Annotated in this window: 24 protein-coding genes; 17 read left to right on the forward strand and 7 right to left on the reverse strand. The window is 66.4% G+C overall.

Features of this window, described 5'->3' with window-relative positions:
- Positions 1–149: 149 nt before the first annotated feature.
- Complete coding sequence (locus F7O44_RS12690) at positions 150–305, reverse strand: hypothetical protein (protein WP_162450636.1); 156 nt, start codon at positions 303–305, stop codon at positions 150–152.
- A 275-nt stretch (positions 306–580) separates the two neighbouring features.
- Between F7O44_RS12690 and F7O44_RS12695 the strand changes: the two genes are divergently transcribed.
- Entirely contained in the window at positions 581–961 is a 381-nt protein-coding gene (locus F7O44_RS12695; protein ID WP_162450637.1) for a helix-turn-helix domain-containing protein, read from the forward strand.
- On the opposite strand, the gene F7O44_RS12700 is transcribed toward F7O44_RS12695, so the two are convergent.
- Positions 962–1,582, reverse strand: a complete 621-nt coding sequence (locus F7O44_RS12700; RefSeq protein ID WP_162450638.1) for an ATP-dependent Clp protease proteolytic subunit — start codon at positions 1,580–1,582, stop codon at positions 962–964.
- A gap of 2 nt (positions 1,583–1,584) precedes the next feature.
- Positions 1,585–2,196 (reverse strand): ClpP family protease, encoded by a 612-nt coding sequence (locus tag F7O44_RS12705; protein WP_162450639.1) that lies wholly within the window; start codon positions 2,194–2,196, stop codon positions 1,585–1,587.
- 272 nt (positions 2,197–2,468) lie between these two features.
- Here F7O44_RS12705 and F7O44_RS12710 point away from each other — a divergent pair, with 272 nt between their 5' ends.
- The 8 genes from F7O44_RS12710 to F7O44_RS12745 are packed head-to-tail and all read left to right on the forward strand — an operon-like array spanning position 2,469 to position 9,640.
- Entirely contained in the window at positions 2,469–2,729 is a 261-nt protein-coding gene (locus F7O44_RS12710) for an MrpF/PhaF family protein (protein ID WP_222851312.1), read from the forward strand.
- Positions 2,726–3,013, forward strand: coding sequence for a monovalent cation/H(+) antiporter subunit G (locus tag F7O44_RS12715; protein WP_162450640.1), 288 nt, complete (start codon positions 2,726–2,728; stop codon positions 3,011–3,013). The genes F7O44_RS12710 and F7O44_RS12715 overlap by 4 nt, the downstream gene beginning before the upstream one ends.
- The gene (gene mbhE / locus F7O44_RS12720) at positions 3,010–4,002 is read left to right on the forward strand and encodes a hydrogen gas-evolving membrane-bound hydrogenase subunit E (protein WP_162450641.1); all 993 of its coding nucleotides are present in this window, start codon (positions 3,010–3,012) and stop codon (positions 4,000–4,002) included. The genes F7O44_RS12715 and mbhE overlap by 4 nt, the downstream gene beginning before the upstream one ends.
- A complete protein-coding gene (locus F7O44_RS12725) occupies positions 3,999–4,313 on the forward strand; it encodes an NADH-quinone oxidoreductase subunit K (protein ID WP_162450642.1) in 315 nt (104 codons plus the stop codon). Before mbhE ends, F7O44_RS12725 begins: the two co-directional genes overlap by 4 nt.
- Before the next feature lie 2 nt (positions 4,314–4,315).
- The gene (locus F7O44_RS12730) at positions 4,316–5,800 is read left to right on the forward strand and encodes a complex I subunit 5 family protein (RefSeq protein WP_162450643.1); all 1,485 of its coding nucleotides are present in this window, start codon (positions 4,316–4,318) and stop codon (positions 5,798–5,800) included.
- Positions 5,797–7,323, forward strand: coding sequence for a complex I subunit 5 family protein (locus F7O44_RS12735; protein WP_162450644.1), 1,527 nt, complete (start codon positions 5,797–5,799; stop codon positions 7,321–7,323). The genes F7O44_RS12730 and F7O44_RS12735 overlap by 4 nt, the downstream gene beginning before the upstream one ends.
- A complete protein-coding gene (locus F7O44_RS12740) occupies positions 7,320–9,098 on the forward strand; it encodes a complex I subunit 5 family protein (RefSeq protein WP_162450645.1) in 1,779 nt (592 codons plus the stop codon). The genes F7O44_RS12735 and F7O44_RS12740 overlap by 4 nt, the downstream gene beginning before the upstream one ends.
- Positions 9,095–9,640 (forward strand): Na+/H+ antiporter subunit E, encoded by a 546-nt coding sequence (locus F7O44_RS12745; RefSeq protein WP_162450646.1) that lies wholly within the window; start codon positions 9,095–9,097, stop codon positions 9,638–9,640. The genes F7O44_RS12740 and F7O44_RS12745 overlap by 4 nt, the downstream gene beginning before the upstream one ends.
- Before the next feature lie 63 nt (positions 9,641–9,703).
- Here F7O44_RS12745 and F7O44_RS12750 read toward each other — a convergent pair whose 3' ends face one another.
- From F7O44_RS12750 to F7O44_RS12760, 3 genes are read right to left on the reverse strand one after another with little or no spacing between them, the layout of a single operon-like run.
- Positions 9,704–10,300 carry a DinB family protein gene (locus tag F7O44_RS12750; protein WP_162450647.1) on the reverse strand — a complete coding sequence of 199 codons (597 nt, stop codon included), beginning with the start codon at positions 10,298–10,300 and terminating at the stop codon, positions 9,704–9,706.
- A gap of 18 nt (positions 10,301–10,318) precedes the next feature.
- The gene (locus F7O44_RS12755) at positions 10,319–10,978 is read right to left on the reverse strand and encodes a GntR family transcriptional regulator (protein WP_162450648.1); all 660 of its coding nucleotides are present in this window, start codon (positions 10,976–10,978) and stop codon (positions 10,319–10,321) included.
- Positions 10,975–12,612, reverse strand: a complete 1,638-nt coding sequence (locus F7O44_RS12760; RefSeq protein ID WP_162450649.1) for a CocE/NonD family hydrolase — start codon at positions 12,610–12,612, stop codon at positions 10,975–10,977. Before F7O44_RS12760 ends, F7O44_RS12755 begins: the two co-directional genes overlap by 4 nt.
- Positions 12,613–12,684: 72 nt before the next feature.
- Here F7O44_RS12760 and F7O44_RS12765 point away from each other — a divergent pair, with 72 nt between their 5' ends.
- From F7O44_RS12765 to F7O44_RS12790, 6 genes are all read left to right on the forward strand, one after another.
- Positions 12,685–14,040, forward strand: a complete 1,356-nt coding sequence (locus F7O44_RS12765) for an amidohydrolase family protein (RefSeq protein WP_162450650.1) — start codon at positions 12,685–12,687, stop codon at positions 14,038–14,040.
- A 13-nt stretch (positions 14,041–14,053) separates the two neighbouring features.
- The gene (locus F7O44_RS12770; RefSeq protein WP_162450651.1) at positions 14,054–14,701 is read left to right on the forward strand and encodes an ABC transporter permease; all 648 of its coding nucleotides are present in this window, start codon (positions 14,054–14,056) and stop codon (positions 14,699–14,701) included.
- Positions 14,702–14,729: 28 nt separating this feature from the next.
- Positions 14,730–15,827 carry an ABC transporter ATP-binding protein gene (locus tag F7O44_RS12775; RefSeq protein WP_162451013.1) on the forward strand — a complete coding sequence of 366 codons (1,098 nt, stop codon included), beginning with the start codon at positions 14,730–14,732 and terminating at the stop codon, positions 15,825–15,827.
- Entirely contained in the window at positions 15,824–16,621 is a 798-nt protein-coding gene (locus F7O44_RS12780; RefSeq protein WP_162450652.1) for an ABC transporter permease, read from the forward strand. Before F7O44_RS12775 ends, F7O44_RS12780 begins: the two co-directional genes overlap by 4 nt.
- A gap of 42 nt (positions 16,622–16,663) precedes the next feature.
- Positions 16,664–17,668, forward strand: coding sequence for a glycine betaine ABC transporter substrate-binding protein (locus F7O44_RS12785; protein WP_222851314.1), 1,005 nt, complete (start codon positions 16,664–16,666; stop codon positions 17,666–17,668).
- Positions 17,669–17,898: 230 nt separating this feature from the next.
- A complete protein-coding gene (locus F7O44_RS12790) occupies positions 17,899–18,276 on the forward strand; it encodes a hypothetical protein (protein ID WP_162451015.1) in 378 nt (125 codons plus the stop codon).
- A 7-nt stretch (positions 18,277–18,283) separates the two neighbouring features.
- Here the strand turns inward: F7O44_RS12790 and F7O44_RS12795 are convergent, their stop codons facing one another.
- Complete coding sequence (locus F7O44_RS12795; protein ID WP_222851315.1) at positions 18,284–19,006, reverse strand: YqeB family protein; 723 nt, start codon at positions 19,004–19,006, stop codon at positions 18,284–18,286.
- Positions 19,007–19,173: 167 nt separating this feature from the next.
- On the opposite strand from F7O44_RS12795, the gene F7O44_RS12800 reads away from it, so the two are divergent.
- Positions 19,174–20,475 (forward strand): sensor histidine kinase, encoded by a 1,302-nt coding sequence (locus F7O44_RS12800; RefSeq protein ID WP_162450653.1) that lies wholly within the window; start codon positions 19,174–19,176, stop codon positions 20,473–20,475.
- Positions 20,456–21,145: a response regulator gene (locus tag F7O44_RS12805; RefSeq protein WP_162450654.1), complete on the forward strand. Its 690-nt coding sequence runs from the start codon at positions 20,456–20,458 to the stop codon at positions 21,143–21,145. Before F7O44_RS12800 ends, F7O44_RS12805 begins: the two co-directional genes overlap by 20 nt.
- The last annotated feature ends 27 nt before the right edge of the window (positions 21,146–21,172 follow it).

A 21,172-nucleotide genomic window follows, 5' to 3' on the forward strand; every position in this document is an offset into this window, starting at 1 on the left:
CCCCCTGACAGGGAGCCCACTTCGTGGGTGCGGCGAGAGCGAACGCTTCGCCGTAGCAGCAGCTGCGGAGGTCGCCGATCCGGTGCGGTGGACGGCTAAGGAGCTTCGCAGCAGCTCAGGAGAGATGTATGGGTCGATCGATATGTGTGTCAGGTGAACAGCCGAAACGCCCTACTCATGATGTTCGACGCGTCTGCCCAAGTGGGCAGTGAGTCGATCTCGATGATGGTGTGCCTGAGTGGTTCGGTGTCGTACAGTTCGACCCTCCAGCCATTGCTGTCGTGGTCGAGGATCCCCCGGATCACGCTGATTCCTTTCCTTGTCTTGAATGGATGGGATTGAAGTCACCAACGTGAATTGTGTCACTTCTCACGCGTGATTGCCTGCTAATACGAGTCGGCCGTTCAGGTGATTTTCCCTAGGGCATATGGTGTTCGGCTCCGAGCGCCGTCCCTCCCTCTAGCCGGACTCTTACGCCCGGGGCGAAAGCCCCGGGCGATGCCGTACGGCCGTCGTTACTCTGAGACCACCCCGCCCCCTGGGAGATCGGGTTGTGGCGGCAGTGAGGGAGGGACGGGCGATGCCGGATCCAGGTGTGAAGGACCTCGGTGAAGACAAACCGCAGCCGAAGCCGTTGCTTCGAACCGCACTCGGAGACGTTCTGCGCCGCACCAGACTCGAGCAGGGCCGGATCCTGGCCGACGTAGCACGCTCGGCGAAGATCTCGATGCCGTATCTGTCGGAGGTCGAACGAGGCCGCAAGGAAGTCTCGTCCGAGGTCTTGGCTGCCATCTGCGATTCCCTGAAGATCGAACTTCCCGACCTGTTGTCCGAAGTCCGTCGTGACCTGGATGCTGATCGTCAGGTGTCGTCGGTAGTACGCCTGGATGCCTTCCGGAGTCGCCGCGCCTCGTCGCGAGTACGTCCTACCCCCGAAGCCCGGTTCCTGCTGGCTGCCTGATCACCATGCCTTGACTCGTGCGGCGGCCGGCATCGGACGGGCTTGGATCACGTGGTCCGCCAGGCCGTACTCCACGGCTTCGCGGGCACTGAAGGTCTTGCTCCGATCGGTATCGGTGCGGATCTTGTCGGCCGAATGGCCGGTGTGCAGGCTGAGGATCTCTTCCATCTCGGTACGGAGCCGGGCCAGCTCCTTGGCCTGGATCGCCAGATCTGGCAGGGTGCCGCGCGCCTGACTGGAGGGCTGATGCAGATTCACCTTGGCGTGCTTCAACACCGAACGTTTCCCGGGGGTCCCGGCCGCGAGGAGTACCGCCGCCGCGGACGACGCTTGCCCCATGCAGAAGGTGGCGACATCCGACCTGATGAATTGCATCGTGTCGTAGATCGCGGTCAGCGCGCTGAACGAACCGCCGGGTGAGTTGATGTAGAGGCCGATCTCGAGTTCGGGACTGGCGGATTCCAGGTGGAGCAGCTGGGCCATCACCACGTTGGCCACTCCGTCGTCGATCTCAGTGCCGAGAAAGACGATCCGTTCCGACAGCAGTCTGGAGTAGATGTCGAAGGCACGCTCTCCGGTCGCTGTCTTCTCTATCACCGTGGGTATCGTGTACTGGCTCATGATCAAATTCCTGCCGATCGCCTGGCGGTCGTGGGGCGGACATCGTCGACCCGTTCCACGATGTGGTCGATGAATCCGTAACTGCGGGCTTCCTCCGCGTTGAACCAGCGGTCCCGCAAGCTGTCTTGTTCGATCTTCTCGACCGGTTGTCCGGTGTGCTGGGCAATGAGCTGGGTCATTGTGGCCGACGTCCGCTCGAGCTGTTCGGCGTAGATGGCGATGTCGGCGGCGGTGCCACCGAACCCGGCGGAACCCTGATGCATCAGGACCTGGGCGTGTGGCAGGCTGAACCGCTTGCCGGGTGTCCCGGCGCACAGCAAGAACTGACCCATACTGGCGGCGAAACCCATCGCGAGTGTGCTCACGTCGTTGGGAACCAGTCGCATCGTGTCGTAGATGGCCAGCCCGGCGCTGACGGATCCGCCGGGTGAGTTGATGTAGAGGCTGATGTCGCTGCGGGGGTCTTCCGCTGACAGGAGCAAGAGTTGGCCACAGAGCCGATTGGCGACCTGGTCGTCCACCTCGGTACCGAGGACGATGATCCTCTGATGGAGCAGCCGGGCGGCAAGCTGGTCGTCCAGGCCGGCGGACGAGACGGATTCGGCGGTGTGCATACGTTCTCCCTGCGGTGAAGTCAGAGGCGCTGATCGCTACCTCGTACCTCTGATCCTGATCGTGCGGCGGTGCCCGGCCAAGGCAATCTGCCAGCAGCAGAGAATCGCGCTCCGGTCGAATGAGTGGACGGGGCGCTGGCGGTTGCGGCGCCGATGCGATTGCTGAACGCCCTCGTGGGTAAGCGTGAGGAAAGGCGTTGACGTTGCCCACGAGCGAGACGACGACGTCGCCCACGAGACGACGCTGATCGAAGAGAGCAGGGAGTAGCGCCGTGATCGACGTCGCGCTGTACGCAGTTGCTGTCTTTCTGCTTCTCAACGTCATCGTCGGTCTCGTTCGCGCGATCCGGGGTCCGTCGATCCACGACCGGTTGATCGCATTCTTGCTGCTCGGGACCACTGGTGTGGCATTGCTGGCCGTGCTTGCCTCGGTGGCGGATGTGCCGGCGCTCCGGGACGCCGCGCTGGCGCTTGTGAGCCTCGCGGCCGTCGTGGTGATCGTGCGGGTACAGGCGGAGGACGCACGTCGATGATCTCCGATGTCATCGTGGTGCTCCTGCTGCTGGCCGGGTGTGTGTTCTTCGCCGGCGGCACCGTGGGCCTGCTCCGCTTTCCCGACCTCAACAGCCGTCTGCATGCCTTGACGAAAGCCGACAACCTCGGGTTGGGCTTCGTCGTCGCCGGCCTGATCGTGCACGCCGCGGACCCGGCGGTGGCCGCGAAGCTCGTGATCATTTGGGTGTTGGCGCTGGTTGCCGCGGCGACGAGTTGCCACCTGCTCGCAGACGGCTCGGATGACGCGGAGCGTTCCAAGTGACGGCCGCCGCCTCCGCCTTCGACATTTTCCTGGGAGGGAGCCTGCTGGCGGTCGCCGCATGTGTCCTCTTCCTGCCACGCCGCGCGACCGCGGTAGTGCTGTTCTTGGTCTTCGGTGTCCTGCTCGCGATCGTCTGGGCCAGGCTGGACGCTCCGGACATCGCCCTGGCCGAAGCGATCCTCGGAGGCGGCGTCACCGGAGCCCTGCTGATCGACGCCGTAGCCGTTGGGCGGCGTGCCGCGGATGAGAGAAGTGAGGGCCCGGCAGGTGCCGCGCGATGGCTGGTCCCGATCGCCGGGGGTGCTGCGGGGGCCGTGATCGCCGTGGTCCTCGCAGCCGCTGTACTGGCATTGGACACACCTGGTATCCGGCTCACGGACGACGTGAGAGACAACATCGCCACAACCGGGGTGGAGCATCCGGTCACCGCAGTCCTGCTGAACTTCCGCAGCTACGACACGCTACTGGAGGTGGCCGTCCTGGCCATCGCCGCGATCGGAGTGCTCGGATTGCGGCGCGACGCGCCGGCCTGGAGCGACGCCTGGACGAAAGCCGCGCCGATCGCCATCGACGGGCTGGTCCGGGTCCTCACCCCGGTGATTGTTCTACTCGCCGGTTGGCTGCTCGTCGCCGGAACGACACGACCAGGTGGGGCCTTCCAGGCAGGGGCCCTTGCGGGGGCTGGATTGATCTTGCTGTACCTCGGAGGCCGGACCGGCGTGATTCCCGTCGGCCGGGGCCTGACTCCGGCGTTGATGCTGGGGCTTGCCGGATTCGTCGGGGTGGCCTTCGGGACGGCCCTCGGCGGCGACGGTTGGCTCGTCCTGGACGTGGCCTGGGCCGGGAGCGTGATCATTGCCATCGAGGTCGTCGTCACTCTCAGCATCGCAGCTGGGCTCGCGGTGATCTTCGTCGCCAATCGGGAGCCCGTGGACACCGAAACCGCTGGCGGCGGTCCGACCGATGTTTCAGGGGAGGACGCCCGATGACGCGGCTCGACCTCGCCCTATTGACGGCGATTGTGCTCGTGGCGATGGGCGTGACGAGTCTTCTGCTGACTTCCGACCTCGTACGGCGGATCGTCGCGCTGAACGTGGCGAGCGGGGGCGTGATGATGCTGTTTCTCGGGCTCGCCTACCGAGCGGATCCGGCGGCGCCGGATCCCGTGCCGCATGCGCTGGTCCTCACCGGCATCGTCATCATGGTCGCGGTCACCGGCCTGGGCCTGGGCCTGGCCCGGCGGGTGGAGTCTGTGGCCGAACAGAGCGGTGATCCCCCGCCCGGGGAGGCGGATCACTAGTCATGGATCTGCTGGCTGCTGTGGTGTTCGTCCCGCTCGCCGCGTCGATCGTGGTGACGCTGGTACCGGCTCGCCACACCGGCGTGACGACGGCCATCGGTTTGCTGACGTCGCTGGTGGTGGTCGGACTCGTGGCCGGAGTGGCGGCGACGGTGCAACGAGACGGCATCATGCGCTTCGCGCTGGCGGACTGGCGCGCTCCACTCGGCATCGAACTGCGGGCCGACCAGCTCAGCGTGCTGCTCCTCGGCCTGACTGCCTTGGTTGGCGCGGCGGTTTCGGTCTACGCGACAGGCTCGTCCAGCGCTCGTGGCGGCAGGATGTTCTGGCCGTTGTGGCTCGCGTTGTGGTCGGGGCTGAACGCGGTCTACATCGCTGGCGACCTATTCAACACCTATGTCGCCCTGGAACTCATGGGGGTGGCCGCCGTGTCGCTGGTGGCGCTCGGCGGAGCCCAGGCACTCCGGCCGGCCTTGCGCTACCTGTATGTGGCGGTGCTCGGTTCTCTGCTTTACCTGCTGGGCGTCGCCTTGGTGTACGGGCAGACCGGCACGCTCGACCTCGAACTGGCCGCGGACGGGATCCGCCCCGATGTGGTCGGTGGTGCGGTGCTTGTGCTGATGACGGTTGGCCTGGCGCTGAAGACAGCCCTGTTTCCCATGCACTCCTGGCTGCCGGACGCACACTCGTCCGCGCCGGCCGCGGTGAGTGCGTTGTTGTCCGCACTGGTGGTCAAGGCCACGCTGTATGTGCTGATCCGGGTCTGGTTCACGGTGCTCGACACGGAGCCGGCGTTTCCTCTCGATCTGGCTGTAGGCCTGTTGGGCGCCACCGCGGTCGGATGGGGCACGGCCATGGCGTTGCGAGAGGTGCGTCTCAAGCGCATTGTCGGCTACTCGACGGTCGCCCAGGTGGGCTACCTCTTCCTGGTCTTTCCGCTGGTGACGCCGGGCTTGGAGGCCGAACCGGGGTCCGCGCTCGGGGAAGCGGCGCTGGCCGGCTGGACCGGTGGGCTTGCACTGCTCCTCGGCCATGGAGTAGCGAAGGCCGCGATGTTCCTGGCCGCCGGGAACATCGGGCTCGCTTACGGCTCAGACGATATCTCGGGTATCACCGGGGCAGCAGCGCGCATGCCGTTGAGTGTGGCAGCGTTCGGGCTAGCCGGCGTCAGCCTGGCCGGTTTACCGCCGACGTTCGGCTTCATCGGCAAATGGCAACTACTGCAGGCCAGCTTGGGGACCGGGCAATGGTGGTGGGTGATCGTTCTTCTGGTCGGCGGCTTGCTCACATTCGGCTACTCAGCTCGGGTGCTGCGCGCGACGTTCAACCCGACCCGGGCGTTTGAGCTGCCGGAACCGGAACACCTGCCGAGGCGGATGGAGGTCGTCGCGCTGAGCCTGGCGGTGCTGGCCGTGGTGCTGGGCATCGGGTCGCTGCCGATCCTGACCTTCGCCGGTGACGGCGTGCTGATCGGAGCCGGGCCATGAACGCCGACGTGATCCAACCCGGCCACATCGTCGTGCCGCTGATGCTCTTGACATCGCTGCTGCCCGGCATCGTGATCTTCTTCCTACGGGAAGAACAGGTTCAGCTGCGCACCACGCTGAACATGGCCGGAGCGATCGCCAAGGTCGGTCTCACCGCGTCCCTGATCCCGCCGGTGGTGGCAGGTATTCGCCTCGAGTGGAGGCTGCCGATCCTGCCTGGGATCGACCTCGTTCTCGTGACGGACCCGCTCTCCCTGTTCTTCGTCGCGCTGTCGAGTGGATTGTGGCTCCTGACCACCATCTATGCCATCTCCTATCTGGAAGGATCACCGAACCGGAGCCGGTTCTTCGGCTTCTTCAGCCTGTGTGTCACTGCCACGACTGGGATCGCGCTGTCCGGCAATCTGCTGACGTTCCTGCTCTTCTACGAGATGCTGACGCTGGTCACCTACCCGCTCGTCGCCCACCGGGGCACCGGCAAGGCGCTCGATGCTGCCCGGACGTACCTCGTCTACACGCTGTCCGGCGGTGTCGTGTTGTTGCTCGGCGTAGCGTGGCTGACCTGGCTGGTGGGCCCGGTCGAATTCACGGCGGGCGGAGCTGACCAAGTCGCTGAGCTGGTCGCCGAGCGTCCCGCCGTGGCGACGGCGGTCTTCGCGATTCTGATCGCCGGCCTGGCGGTCAAGTCAGCGCTGATACCCCTGCACGGCTGGCTCCCGAAGGCGATGATCGCTCCCGCGCCGGTCAGCGCGTTGTTGCATGCCGTCGCGGTGGTCAAGGCGGGTGCGTTCGGCATCTTCCGGGTGATTCACGACGTCTTCGGTGTTTCCCGGGCCATGGAACTGGGCGTGCTGACGCCGCTGGCCGCCATTGCCTCGATCACCATCGTGTACGGATCGGTTCGCGCGCTGACCCAGGACGGGCTGAAGGAACGTCTCGCCTACTCCACGGTCAGCCAGCTCTCGTATATCGCCTTGGGCGCCTCCGTCATCGGCCAGGTCGCGACGACGGGTGGCGTCGTGCATCTGGTGCATCAGGGGTTCATGAAGATCACCCTCTTCTTCTGCGCCGGCATCTTCGCCGAGACGCTGAAGGTGACGAAGGTCAGCGAACTCGCCGGCATGGGCCGCAGGATGCCGCTCACGTCACTGGCGTTCACGGTGGCCGCGTTCGGCATGATCGGTCTCCCACCCATGGCGGGATTCGTCTCCAAGTGGTACCTGGGCCTGGGCGGCCTCGAAGCCGGCGAGCCATGGGTGATCGGCATCCTGGTGACAAGCACGTTGCTGAACGCCGCCTACTTTCTGCCGGCCGTCATCTCGATGTGGCTCCGACATCCCGGCCGGAGCGCGGAGTGGGCACCTGAATCGCCCGGGGGCTTCTTCGAGGCACCGAAAGCGCTGCTGTTTCCCACCCTGGTCACGGCCCTCCTCGCGTTGCTGATGGGGATGCTGGCGGGTATTCCGTACTCGCCGCTCTCGATCGCCGAGCTGATAGCCGAGGGGAGTTATCCGTTCCGATGATCACGTTATGGCTGCTTGCTGTGTTGGCTCCGTTGCTCACGGCGCTGGCGATCGCGCTGGGTGGGCTGGCCCCGGCCGCTGCGGCGCGCGCTGGCGGGACGGTCCTGACCAGGATCGCTCCGCTGGCCCCGCTGCCCGCGGGGCTGCTGGCCGTCGTCGGGACCGAGCACAGCAGGATCGAGCTGCCCTGGCTGTTGATGGGCACGGTCGTGGAACTCGACTCGGTCGGCCGCCCCCTGCTGTTGATGGCGTCGTTGCTCTATGCCGCGGCGTTGGCCTTCGTCCCTCGTTCCGGCATCGAGCGGCCCGCCTTGCTCAGTGGGCTGCTCCTGCTCTGCTTCGTGGGCAATGCCGGTGTCTTCATCGCGGCGGACGCGGTCACCCTTTATCTCACCTTCACTCTCATGAGCTTCGTGGGATATGCCGCGGTCATCCATGATCGTAGTGGTGAGGCGCGTCGGGCCGGGCGAATATACCTGGTCATGGCTGTGCTCGGTGAGGCCGCTGTGCTGGCGGCGGTCATTCTGGTCGTCGGCAGCGGTGGTGTGCTGCTGTCCGACGCCCCGGCGGCCGTGGCGGGGTCGCCATACCGCGACGTGATCATCGCGCTGCTCTTGTTCGGATTCGGTGTGAAGGCCGGCACCGTGCCGCTGCACGTGTGGCTGCCGCTGGCTCATCCGGCGGCGCCTACACCCGCGAGCGCCATCCTGTCTGGCGCCATGGTCACGGCCGGACTGGTCGGATGGCTGCGATTCCTGCCGCTGGGTGAGATCGCGAGCCCGGGCTGGGGAACCGTGTTCGTCCTCGCGGCGTTGCTCGGCGCCTTCTTGGCGGTTCCCGCTGGGCTCCTGCAATCCGATCCGAAAGTGATCCTCGCCTACAGCACGATCAGCCAGATGGGGTTCCTGGCGGTGCTGGTGGGTGTAGCACTGGCCGAGCCCGAGCTGGCGCCGGTCTGCATCCTGGCCGCTGCTTTGTATGCGCTGCACCATGGCATCGCCAAGGGCGCGCTGTTTCTCGGTATTCCGCTATGGAAATCGCACGGCGGTGGATCAGCGCGGATTCCGCTGCTCGCCGGCCTCGGTGCTGCCGCCCTGGCCATTATTGGCGTCCCGCTCACCAGCGGCTATGTCGCGAAATATGTCGCGAAGGAGGCGGTAGGCCCGGCGATGGTTCCAGCAGCCGGCGGTGTGGAGCTGGCGGAGGTACTGCCCTTGGTCGGTGCCGGCTCGACGCTTCTGCTGGCGCGCTGCGCATGGGTGTTGCTACGCCCCAGCGCTGGTCGTGCCCGTCCAGGCCCGGCGCTGCCGGTATGGCTTCTCCTGGTGGCCGGAGGATTTGCCTTGACCGCAGCTGTGGCCCACCGATGGACCGGGACCATCGCTGTGCCGAAGTTGACGGACATGTCGATCTGGTGGGAACAGAGCTGGCCGTTGCTTCTGGGCCTGGTCCTGACGGGGGCCGGCTGGTGGGTCTCCTCGCGCGACCTGGTGCCACCTTGGGCGGCGCACCCGGATGGGCGGACGGTGCCCCCGGGCGACGTGGTTGTCGTGGAAGAGGAGCTTCTTCGCCGAGTTGCTCACGTTCTGGAGCGTGTCGGCGCCGCGCTGCTAGCCGGCCATGTCTGGGTGCTGGCGATGGTCCGCCGGATGCCATCGGTTTCGCCGATCGTCGGCGTACCACAACGCATTCTCGACGGCTGGCGGGAGTCCGGCCTGGTGTTGCTCTTGTTGCTGGCGCTCTGCCTGGCGCTTGTGGTCGGGGGGTTGTCATGAGCGCACGGGCGCTTGGCATCCAGGAATGGGCGTCGTCCGCGCTGTGGCGGCTCGTCGTCCTGAGCGTTCTCTGGTGGGGTCTGATCGAAGGTGATATGTCGGTGGCGTACTACGGCCTGGTGGTGGTGCCTCTCGCTGCCGCGGCGAGTATGGGCCTGCACCGGCCCCGCCCGGACGCCGTGGGGTCGTGGCCCCGCCGGACGCTAGCGGCTGTCTCGTTGCTGAGGTGGTTCATCTGGCGGTCGATACTCGGGGGCGTTGACGTGGCCAGACGAGCGGTATCCAGGCCGGTGGATCTCGATCCAGGCTTTGTGGAGTACGAGCTGGCGCTGCCCACTGGTCTTGGCCGCTTGGCGGTGATCGATCTGGCCAGCCTGATGCCCGGCACGCTGTCCGCCGAACTCGAAGGCGACGTACTTCGGGTACACCTGCTGCACACCGAGATGCCCGGGTTGGAGCTCGTCGCCGAGCTGGAAGCCCGGGTGGGACGCGTCACCGGCTGGGACCCAGGCCAACCAGAAGAAGAAACGGACAGCCCCTGAGCCGGTTTCACTGAGACGCCGGGCCGGTCGACCCGCCTGGCCTCCGATGACGACGGGCGGGGGCTACGGGCGGAACGTGTCGGCTGCGTCCTGGATCCGAGCGAGGTAGCTGGCCCACCAGGCGGGATCGCCGACTTCGTCGTGATCGGCGCCAGCCCGTCCGTCGATCAACTCACGGATGATGTCGGCGTGCCCGGCATGTTGAGTGGTGTCGGACAGGACACGGATCAGCAGCGCACCCAGCGTGGTTTCCCTACGAGGTTCTGGCCACCACGGCACGTGCGCGGGCGCGTCGAGAGCCAGCTCTTGCAGGGATTGGTCCGAGTGCTGCCAGGCCGACTGGTAGAGCGCTATGAGGTCTGCCTTCGACTCCTCGGCGGTAGCCCACATGTCGGCGCTTTCCCAGATGGATCCGTCGTCGACCCAAGCCAGTCTTATAGGAGAGCGGCGGCCCACGCAGTCCCCCAGGTATCCGAGTTCGACGCCGGTCAGATGCTTGACCAAACCCAGCAGGTTGGTGCCGGTCGGGGTGAGGGGCCGCCGGATGTCGTATTCGTCGAGACCCTCCAACTTGGACAGCATCGTCTCGCGGGCCTGTTGAAGGTAGCGGTGGAGTTCACCTTTGACGTCCAGACTGGTTGTTCGCTCACCGGCAGTCATGTCGCTCACCCTATGGGCTCAGTACGGACTCGAGGAGGACAAATGTGCCGCCATCGTCTCGTACGCCCGCTGCGGGTCGTTGCTCGCCAGCGCCTCGATGATCTCCTCGTGCTCTGCCGCGATCCGGTCGAGCTCGTCTTCGTCCCACGAGATGTCCCTCGTCACCAGCCGAGTGAGTCCACGCAGGCGGCGTAGCGCGTCCTCTGCCAGATGATTGCCGGCGGCGTGCGGGATGTGCAGGTGGAAGTCGTCGTCGCAGTCGAGGTACGCATTGACGTCGCGAACCGGGATGGCCCGGCGAGCTCGGATCATGATCAGGCGTAGCTGGTCGACATCGGAGACGTCGAGTTTGGCGGCCGCCTCCCGGGCGAAGACCGGTTCCAGAGCATTTCGCATCAGGACCACTTCGGCGAGCAACTCGTCCGACGGATTGGCGATCACCACCTGGCGCCGGGCGCCTTCTTCGAGGATGCCCTGATTGAGAAGCTCGGCGAAAGCCTCGCGCACCGGCGTCCGGGACACGCCGAGCATGGCCCCGATATGGGCCTCGCCGAGACTGGTCCCTGGAGCGAACTCACCATGCAGGATAGCCCGCCGAAGCTGTTCGTAGACCCGCTTGCTCGACGGCGTCTTGTCTGGTGTCGCGGGCGGGGCCGGCTGGGGACGAAAGCCCTTCATAGACGTGCTCCACAGGTGGTAAGAACGGTGCAGCGTAGCCGGGCGGGGTAGGCGCCGCCCAGAATCAGCTTCTGTTCCGTCGCTCGGTAGTCCTGGCTGGTCCACGGATCGGATTCGGTGCCCGGATGCAGGATGTAGCGAGGGAATTCCGAGGAGCTCAGCTCGAGGCGCAAGCGGTGCCGTGGGCGTACCCGGTAGCCGGTGCTCCCGAGCTCGACGGTGACCGCCTGAGGCCACGGCCCACTCACGTAGGCGGCGCCGTCGAGGATTCTGAACGCCGTTCCGTCAGGCGCCACGTCCATCAACCTCGCCATGATGTGGGTGGACGAACAGCTCGAGCTGAGCCGGAGCGGCACGTCGGCCGGGCCGGCCAAGTCGATCGGCTCACGGACTGGGGCGGACTCGAACACAAGGACATCGTCTCGTTCCGCTGTGGCGTTCTCGTCCGCGGGCTCGATCAACGGGTGGTACGCATGGGAGAGGCTGGGCACCGGGTCACCGGGGTCGTGCAGCCAGCCAGCGTGTCGCTCAACCGGGTTCTCCGTCGTGGTCAGACTGCCACCCGACGAGCCGCCGTCCAGGTACCAGACCATCGACGTGCTCTCCGGCGGCGGCCAGGTCTGGCTTTCGTGCCAGGTGTCATGAGTGAGCATCCAGCGCACCGGAGGGGCATGGTAGGAACCGTGGCCTTCCAGGAAGTGATCGAAGAACGGCACCATCGGTTCCAGATACGCGTCAAGGAACTGGCGCATCGCGGCCGGGTCGGCACGCGGGTCGACGTACGGTTCGCCGGGGGCGCGCAGATAGGTCCAGCCGTGATCGGTTGCGTCCATGACGAGGAACTGCGGAGCCCGGTGTTGCTGCGCCGACTTTCGCCAGGTGCTGATCTGACCATGCTGGACGATGTCCCACCATCCGCCGATCTGTAGAGCCGGCACATCGCCGCGCACCGGCAGCCTCGCGGCCGGGTCGAGATTTCCGCGGGCAGCGTCGTGGAGGAATGCCGGGCGGCGGCCGCCCAACGCCGTCGGCACCACATCTGCCAGCGGCCGCACGCCCCAGTCCAACTGCCCGTCGTAGTCGTAGAGGGCCTCGTCCACCCAGGTTTCGAACGCCCACAGGGCACATACCTCGAGCGCGAATACCCCTTGGCGCGCGACGATGTCACCGAAGTCCGCGGACACCACTCTGGGGGCGATGGCGCGCAGGGCTGGATGTTGTGACGCGGCCGCGGCCCATTGCGTCCAGGCGAAGTAGGAGTCTCCGAACATTCCCACCTGGCCGGCGCACCAGCGCTGACCGGTGATCCAGTCGAGGGTGTCGTACCCGTCCAGCATCTCGTTGGCGAACGGCGCGAGCGGCCCGTCGGAGCGGATCTTTCCCCGGACGTCCTGGACCACGACCGCATAGCCGCGCTCGGTGAACCACTGGGCGATCCGTGGCATGAAGCACTCGTCACCGCACTTGTCATAGGGCAGCCGGGACAGCAGAACTGGCCACGGTCCTCCGCGCTCCGGCAGATAGACGTCGGTGGCCAGCCGGATGCCGTCGCGCATGAGTACGGCGTAGGGCTTGGCCTGACTGGACACGTCGGCGAAAGGCCGTCGGACAGCGCCGTGGGCGGACGAGTTCACGGCGTAAGAGTACCAAAGCGCCTTTCGTATACATACGGACTTGTGGTGTACTTGCGAGCCCAAGGAGGCTTGATGGACATCGAGATTCAACTTCCGGCGTTGCTGTTCGCGGCGCCGCCTGCAGCCGAGCAGCCCCCGCTGTGGCTGACGAATGCCCGGCTGTTCGACGGAACCAGGGCGCCGGTCCGGGACCATGTCGGCGTGCTGGTCGACGGCGGCCGAATCACCCGCGTCGGCGCTGCTGGCGACGGTGCTCCGGACGGCTCGGTGGTGATCGATCTGGCAGGGAAAACGCTCATGCCGGGATTGATCAACGGCCACATGCATGGCGTCGGCCAGGTTCCCGATCCGGGATTCGGCGCCCAGCCGACCCTGCCCGGAACGGCAAGCCACCTTCTCGGAGCGAAGCTGCGTGAGTTCCTGCAATACGGCGTCACCACCGTGCGCGATATGGGAACCTACGGCGACCAGGTCATGGAGAACCGTCAGGCCATGCGGTTCGGCGCCTACCGCGGGGCGCGGGTGCTCACGTGCGGGCTCATCATTTCCGGCACCGCACCCGGTGGGTTGGTCTTCGAGGGTATGTATCGCGAAGCCGACGGCCCGGACGAGGTCCGCAAAGGCGTCCGGGAGCAGATCCGCCGCGGTGCGGACTTCATCAAGATCATGACCGACGGTGCGCGTTCGGTAGAGCTCGAGTCGGGCGTGTGCCGGCACTCCGACGGTAGCGCGGCATCGTTGCCGAACCAGCTCACCTACGACGAGATGACGGTGGCCGTCGAGGAAGCCCGGCGGATGGGGTACCGGGTGGCCGCACATGCCGAGGGTCTCGCCGGCTGCGAAGCAGCGATCGACCTCTGGATGCAGACCGTAGAGCACGGCTTCTACCTGCATCGTCGTCCTGAATTACTGGACCGCATGGCGGAGCGGGACGTTGCGCTCGTGCCCACGTTCTCGAGTTCTTACGTATTCGCCGGCCGCGATCTCGATGTCGGGCTCGACGGCGACCCGCAGCGCTATTGCACGCCGGAGCTCGACGCAGTCGCCAACGCGAACATCCGCGAACTCGAAAAGACCCTCCAGGCGGCCCAGGCCGCTGGAACCTTGCTGGTCATGGGCGGCGATGACTTGGAGCTTCGGCGGGGCGGTGTCTGGATCGAGGTGCAGCGTCTGGTGCACCACGGGCTGCCGGCGCACGACGCGTTGGTTGCGGCCACGTCGGGTGCTGCGCGCGCCCTCGGCCTGGACGAGCTCGGGCAGGTCAAGACCGGCAATATCGCCGACCTTGCCGTCGTGGATGGCGATCCCATCGCGAACCCGGAGCTCCTCGGAGACCGCGGCCGGTTCTGGCTCGTCCTCCAGGGTGGCTCCGCGGTAGCGGGCTCGGCCCTGGAGGTCGGAGTCGCCGACCTGGGTATTGCCGGATGAAAGGCCGGCGAGCATGAGTTTCGGGGAGTACCTGGCCCAGCGCTGGCAGGACATCGTCGTGCTGGGGATCCAGCATGCACAAGTTGTCCTGATCGCGGTCGGGATCGCGACCGTCGTGGGCGTCGCGACCGGCATCCTCGTGGAGCGTCACCCGCTCGCCCGGCGGGCAGCACTGACCGTCACCGGCACCATGCTGACGATTCCTTCGTTCGCACTCTTCGGCTTGTTGATCCCGATATTGAATCTGGGCGCACCGCCGGCGATCGCGGCCCTGGTCCTGTATGCGCTCTTTCCCATCCTTCGGAACGCGATCACCGGTCTGGAGTCGGTGCCGGCCGAGATCGAAGACGCCGCCCGGGGGATGGGGCTGTCGAGCCGAAGCCTGCTCCTGACCGTCCGAGTGCCGCTGGCCTGGCCAGTTGTGCTCAACGGCATCCGAATCGCCACCATCATGAGCGTCGGCATCGCCGCCATCGGGGCGGCCGTCGCGGGTCCGGGCCTCGGCCGGCTGATCTTCGACGGGCTCGCCAGGATCGGCGGCGCCAACGCGCTCAACGACACTCTTGCCGGGCTCCTGGGGGTGGCGGTCCTCGCCTTGATCCTTGATCTCGGCTTCGTTCTGATCTCCCGATTCACCACACCGCGAGGTATCCGTGGCTGACAACCAAGCCAATGAATCGCCCCGGACGATGATCCATCTCGACCGGGTCAGCAAGACGTACCCCGGACCAGGCGCGCCGGCAGTGGACGAGTTGTCGCTGGAGGTGCACGCCGGCGAGATCGTGGTCCTGCTGGGCCCATCGGGCTGCGGCAAGACCACCACCATGCGCATGATCAACCGGCTGATCGAGCCGACGAGTGGCCGGATCTTCTTCGACGGCGAGGACGTGACCAACGTCAACGCTGACCAGCTCCGGCGGCGTATCGGCTATGTGATCCAGCAGGTCGGCCTGATCCCGCACCTGACGGTCGCCGCCAACATCGGCATGGTTCCGCGGGCGCTCGGCTGGGACAAGAAACGGATCCAGGCGCGGGTCACCGAGTTGCTGGACCTGCTCGGACTCGATCCCGACGTGTATCGGCGGCGGTACCCCAAGCAGCTTTCCGGCGGCGAGCAGCAACGGATCGGAGTCGCCCGGGCGCTGGCAGCGGACCCGCCTGTGATGCTGATGGACGAGCCCTTCGGCGCGCTCGACCCGATGATCCGGGACCGGCTGCAGGAAGAGTTTCTCGCGCTGCAGGAGAAGATCCAGAAGACGGTGGTCTTCGTCACGCATGACATTGAAGAGGCGATCAAGCTGGGCGACCGGATCGCCATCTTCGGCAAGGGTGGGAAGATCGCGCAGTTCGACACACCGGCCCGGCTGCTGTCCCACCCGGCCGACGAGTTCGTCGCCTCGTTCATCGGATCCGGCGGATCGGTGCGTCTTCTCGGCTTGCAGCCGGTCACGGATCTGCCCCTGGAGTCGATCGACATCGTGGAATCCAGTGCCGTATCGGTGCCCGACGCTGGCGGGGCCAGCCGCGCGCTGTGGGTTGAGGACGGCCGTCCGATGCGGTGGACGCGTGGATCCCGAGGTGACGCACTCGCGGTGGTGCGGCAGAGCCAGAGCCAGTTCGACGCTCTTGATGCGATGCTCGGTGCACACGACGATATGGCCGTGGTCGTCAGCGACGACGGCCGGGTGCTGGGCGGGCTGTCGCTGAACACTGTGCTGCGGCATACGGCGGGCAACGGTCGCGAAGCGTCTGAATCGGCCCGCGCCGACCACGAGCGAACACCATGACAGCGCAGGTTGATCACGTGCCTCCCGGCACGCACGCTGCCCTTCCCGCCAAGAAACGACGGCGGGTTCGTGACCTCACGGTCGCGGACCTCGTGTTGACCCCGGCTGTGCTGCTCAGTGTCCTGGCCGCTTTGTATCTCTACCTGCAGGGACAGGAACTCGACGAGATCGAGCAGCGGTCCATCAATTGGGCCACGATCAGCCGGCTGCTGGTGGAACACGTTCAACTGGTGGCGGTGTCCAGCCTCCTCGTCATCATCATCGCGGTTCCGATGGGGGTGCTGCTGACCCGACCGGCGCTGCGGCACGCGACGACACCGGTTCTAGCGGTGGCGAACCTCGGCCAGGCCGTGCCGTCGATCGGCGTACTCGTACTGCTCGCCGTTACTGTCGGCACCGGGTTCCGGATGGCGATCATCGCACTCGTCCTGGTCGCCTTCCTGTCAGTGCTGCGCAACACCATCATCGGAATCACCGGAGTCGATCGCTCCCTGATCGAGGCGGCGCGCGGCATGGGTCTGACCAAGACCGCGGTGCTGTTCACCGTCGAGCTTCCGTTGTCCATTCCGGTCATGCTCGCCGGGATCCGAGTCGCGCTGATCCTCAACGTCGGCAACGCGGCGCTCGCGTCGTTCACCAATGCCGGTGGGCTCGGCAGCTTGATCCAGACCGGTATCGCGTTGAACCGGATGCCGGTCCTGCTCACCGGGTGTGTGCTCGCGGCGGTCCTCGCGCTGGCGTTGGACTGGCTCGCGGGCATCGTCGAGCGAGTGCTCCGTCCACCCGGCCTCTAGGCGGCGATTCGGCCGCCCCTACACCTACCTTCAGGAAGGAACATGCTCATGCAGTCCACCGGGATCGCCGGTCCTCTCTCGTCCGGAAAGTTGCGAATCGCCGCCCCGCTCGCGGTGATCGGCTTGTTGACCAGCGGCTGTTTCGGGGATTCGGACAGCCAGGGAGGAGCCGAGCCAGGAAGGCTCGCGGAGAACGTCTCTCTCGACGACGCAAAGTTCACCGTAGGCTCCAAGGAGTTCACCGAGCAGCTCATCCTGTGTGAGATCACCGCCATCGCGTTGCAGTCCGTCGGCGCCGACATCGAACGGCAGTGCGGGCTTGCGGGGAGCGATACGACACGCACCGCGCTGACGTCTGGAAACATCGACATGTACTGGGAGTACACCGGTACCGCCTGGATCAGTTACCTGCAGCACACCGAGCCGGTGGACGGTCCCGACGAGCAGCACCGCGCCGTCGCCGAGGAAGACGAAGCCGACAACGACATCGTGTGGCTCGATTACGCCCCGTTCAACAACACCTACGCGATCGCCGCCGCGGACGGGATTATCGAAGAGTACGGCGTCACCACCCTGTCCGACTACGCCGACCTCGCAAACTCCGACCCGGCGGCCGCGTCGTTGTGCGTCAACAGCGAATTCAGCGTGCGAAACGACGGCCTACCTGGTGTGCAGGAGTCCTACGGGTTCGAGATGGCCTCGAACAACCTTGCCACCCTCGAAGAGGGGTCGATCTACAACGCGATCGGGAAGAGCGATCCGTGCAACTTCGGCATGGTGGCAACTACAGACGGACGTATCCAAGGGCTCGGCCTAACTGTGCTGGAGGACGACAACGGCTTCTTCCCGGTGTACAACCCGGCCGTCACGGTGCGGAAGCCGGTCATCGACGAGCATCCGGAGCTTGCCGAGGTATTGAACCCCATAGCGGCAGCGCTGAGCACCGAAGCCATGCAGCAACTCAACAGCGAAGTGGACATCGACGGCGAGCGGGTCGAGGATGTCGCCCGGGAGTGGCTGCGAAGCCACGGCTTCGTCGGTGACTAACGGGTAGTGGAGCAGGCGTCTACCGACATTGTGGTGCCGATAGCCACCACAATGTCGAGTCATCCGCTGTCGGTGCGGGCTGGTCGGCATCCACGGCCACGCCGCGGCGGTTGGAACCCGGCACGTCCTCATGTCGGACGAGCCGATCACCGTTTCTCGGGACCCGGCAGAGCGAACCACCGCCGTGACGGTCCCGGGCCGGGCCACCGGCTTTCTCATGGGCGGGAAACCTGGGCACGCTGCGCACCTCGCTGGGAACCGAGCTGCCGTCCCTGGAGGGCGCCATCCTGCTGATCGAGGACAACAAGGGCACCGGGCTCGGCCAGGTTGACCGCGAGCTGACCCAGCTGATGAAGTCCGGTTTGCTGGACGGCCTGCGCGGCGTTGCCCTGGGTCAGTTCACCGGCTTCGGCGATGTACCGGAAGAGTCCGATGACGGATGGACGGTGCTCGACGTGTTGCAAGATCGCCTCGGGCAATTCGGTGTGCCGGTGCTGGGTGGGCTACCCATCGGGCATGGGGCGCGGCCCTGGACGGTGCCTCTCGGCACGTCCGCCACCATTGACACCAATGCCGGCACGCTCACGGTGGAGCCGGGCGTGAAGTAGCGGCGGGTCAAGGTTGCGCGTTCGTGGTGTAGCGCCAGAACTGTCGGCCTTTCGGTTCGTCACGCACGACAACGTCGAGGGCCGCCAGTTCGGTACGCAACTGCGCGGCATCGTCCTTGTCGCCCTGCTTCAATGTCTTCTCCCGAGCCCGGAGAATGGCGTTGGGGCCAGGCGGGAGATCGGGCGCGCCGTCGACCCACCGCCGGTACTGATGCCGATGCGGATCGCCTTCCGCACACCACGGCCAGGCATGCGACTGGAACACTTCTCCGAGACGCCGGACGTCGTCGTCGTCCATGTCGAACGTACTCCGCGCCAGCTCTTCGGTGGCGGTCCCCAGGATCACCAGGTCCTTGCCTTCCACGAACACCGCGGTTGCGGATGTTCGGGAGACCCGCTGTGCCGAACCATCACGGCCGAGGGTCACCTCATGATCAGCGACACTCACGTGGAGGGCCTCGCTCTCGGCGAGAAGCGCGATGACCCAACCGGCGACCAGTCCAGCGATCATCGCGCCGATGGTGACGTAGGGCTCAGGCAGTGAATCGATCAGTTCTAGCGGGCCCTGGAACGGCATCCACGCAACACTGGTCGCGCGCCCAGCCAGCCACCGGAGGAGCAGGCCCGCCGCGGCCCCCAGGAGCGGAATCCCGACATGAACGAATACGCGTGCGGCGGCGGTAGGTTCGATCAGAGTGGTGCCCCGCCCGAGCTCCGGCTCGGCGCTCATAGTGCTGCCTCTCGTTGACCTGCGGCTGATGGAAGCCGCCTCAAGCGTGAGCGGCGGAGACGCCGGGGTGCATCGGACGGGCGGCCACGAAGGCTGGCCGGGTGGCCAGATGTTCTTGGCCGCTGGTCGGCCGTCCGGCGTGGCTTACCGACGTAAGCTCCCAAGGCATGGAACACGCCCCTGCCGATCACCAGGTACGCGGCCAGCGGCTGCACTGGTCGCTGCCCGGTGAGCTGGCGGTGCCCGACGACGAGCACACACCTGGATCGCGCCGCACCCTCCGGGACTGGGCCGCCGACGTCGCCCTGTTCGGCGCGGCTGCGGCCTTCTGGGCGCCGACGTTGGGCGATCCCACGCCGTCGGCCCCCGATGTGCCGGACTGGTTCGTGACGGTGGACCCGTGGGTGGGAGCGGCCGCCTGCTTGGCACTGTGGCTGCGGCGGCGGTTCCCGGTGGCGTTGGTCCTCGGACTGATTCCCGTACTGGTGGTTTCGGACTCCGCATTCGGCGCGGCAATGGTGGCAGTGCTGACTGTGGCCGTGCACCGGCGCTGGCAGACGGCTGCGCTGGTGACCGCCCCCTATGTCGTGATGGGTGCGCTTGCCGGGTACGCCTACCCCGATCCGGATTTGACCAGGCGCGGCACCATGATCACGGTCGTGCTGATGTTCCTCGTGCCGCTGGTCTCCGGTATCGCCATCCGGAGCCGCCGCCAGCTCGTGGTCAGCCTCCACCGCGACGCCGAGCGACAGCGCCGCGAGCACGAGCGCCGGCTCGGAGAGAGCCGGCGGGCCGAGCGGGAACAGATCGCCCATGAGATGCACGACGTCCTGGCCCACCGGATCTCGTTGCTGTCGGTTCATGCCGGAGCACTGGCCTACCGGGCTCAACGAACCGAAGAGGGCGCGGCGCCCGCCATGGATCCGGCCGAAATCGGCGAGGCCGTCGTCGTGATACGTGACAACGCAAATCACGCGTTGACCGAACTCGGGGAGGTCCTCAGGGTTCTGCGATGGGGACGTTCTGAGCACGACGGCCACCCCGCGGCGCTGCCGCAGCCCAAACTGGCTGACCTAGAGCGGCTGATAGACGAAGCGGAGGCAGTGGGACAGCAGGTGACCCTGGAACCGGGGTCGGTTCTCGACAACCGTGACCTCGTTCCCGCCCGGGTACAGCGCACCGCCTATCGTGTCGTGCAAGAAGGTCTGACGAATGCCCGTAAACACGCGCCGGGACAGCCCGTCGTCGTCCGGCTCGACGGCGCCGCCGCCGATGGACTCCGGGTGACGGTCACCAATCCACTGGCCGCGACCGTGATCGCCCGGGAGGCGAATGGCGCCGGGGTGGGGCTAACCGGGTTGGCCGAGCGGGTGACCCTCGACGACGGCACATTTGAGCACGGCGTGCGAGACGGCGGTTTCGAGGTTCGCGCACAGCTACCATGGCCGGATGACCGAGCCGCCGACTGACCCGGTCAGCGTGCTACTGGTCGATGACGATCCCCTGGTGCGGGCTGGCCTGCGGCTCATGCTGGGTGGCTCAGGCGACATCGAGATCGTGGGTGAAGTGGGTGACGGAACGGAGGTGGCTGACGCTGTCAGCCGGCACAGACCCGACGTCATCCTGATGGACATCCGGATGCCCTATCTGGACGGGATCTCCGCCACCCGGATGCTCACCTCGCGTCGCCCGGCTGCCGATCACCACCGGCAGCCGGTGGTGATCGTGCTGACGACCTTCGACGCCGACACTAACGTCATTGCCGCGTTACGTGCCGGTGCGGCTGGTTTCCTGCTCAAGAACACTCCACCCGACCAGATCGTCGAGGCGGTGCGCCGCGCGGCGACAGGAGAGCCCGTGCTCTCGCCCACCGCGGTGCGAAGTCTGATCGATCACGTCGCCACGACCGGCGCCGACGAACGATCCCGGCAGGCGCGCGACCGTTTCGCGCTGCTGGCCGTGCGGGAGCGCGAGGTAGCCGTTGCTGTCGCCGAAGGGTTGTCGAACGCCGAGATCGCCGAGCGCCTCTACATGTCCGTCGGCACAGTGAAAGCACACGTCTCCAGCATCCTGACGAAGCTGGGGCTCACGAACCGGATCCAGCTCGCGATACTGGCACACGACGCCGGGCTCGACTGACCGGATCACAAATCCGGTCGGACGACG

It is taken from the genome of Phytoactinopolyspora mesophila, from assembly GCF_010122465.1.
Taxonomy (GTDB): domain Bacteria; phylum Actinomycetota; class Actinomycetes; order Jiangellales; family Jiangellaceae; genus Phytoactinopolyspora; species Phytoactinopolyspora mesophila.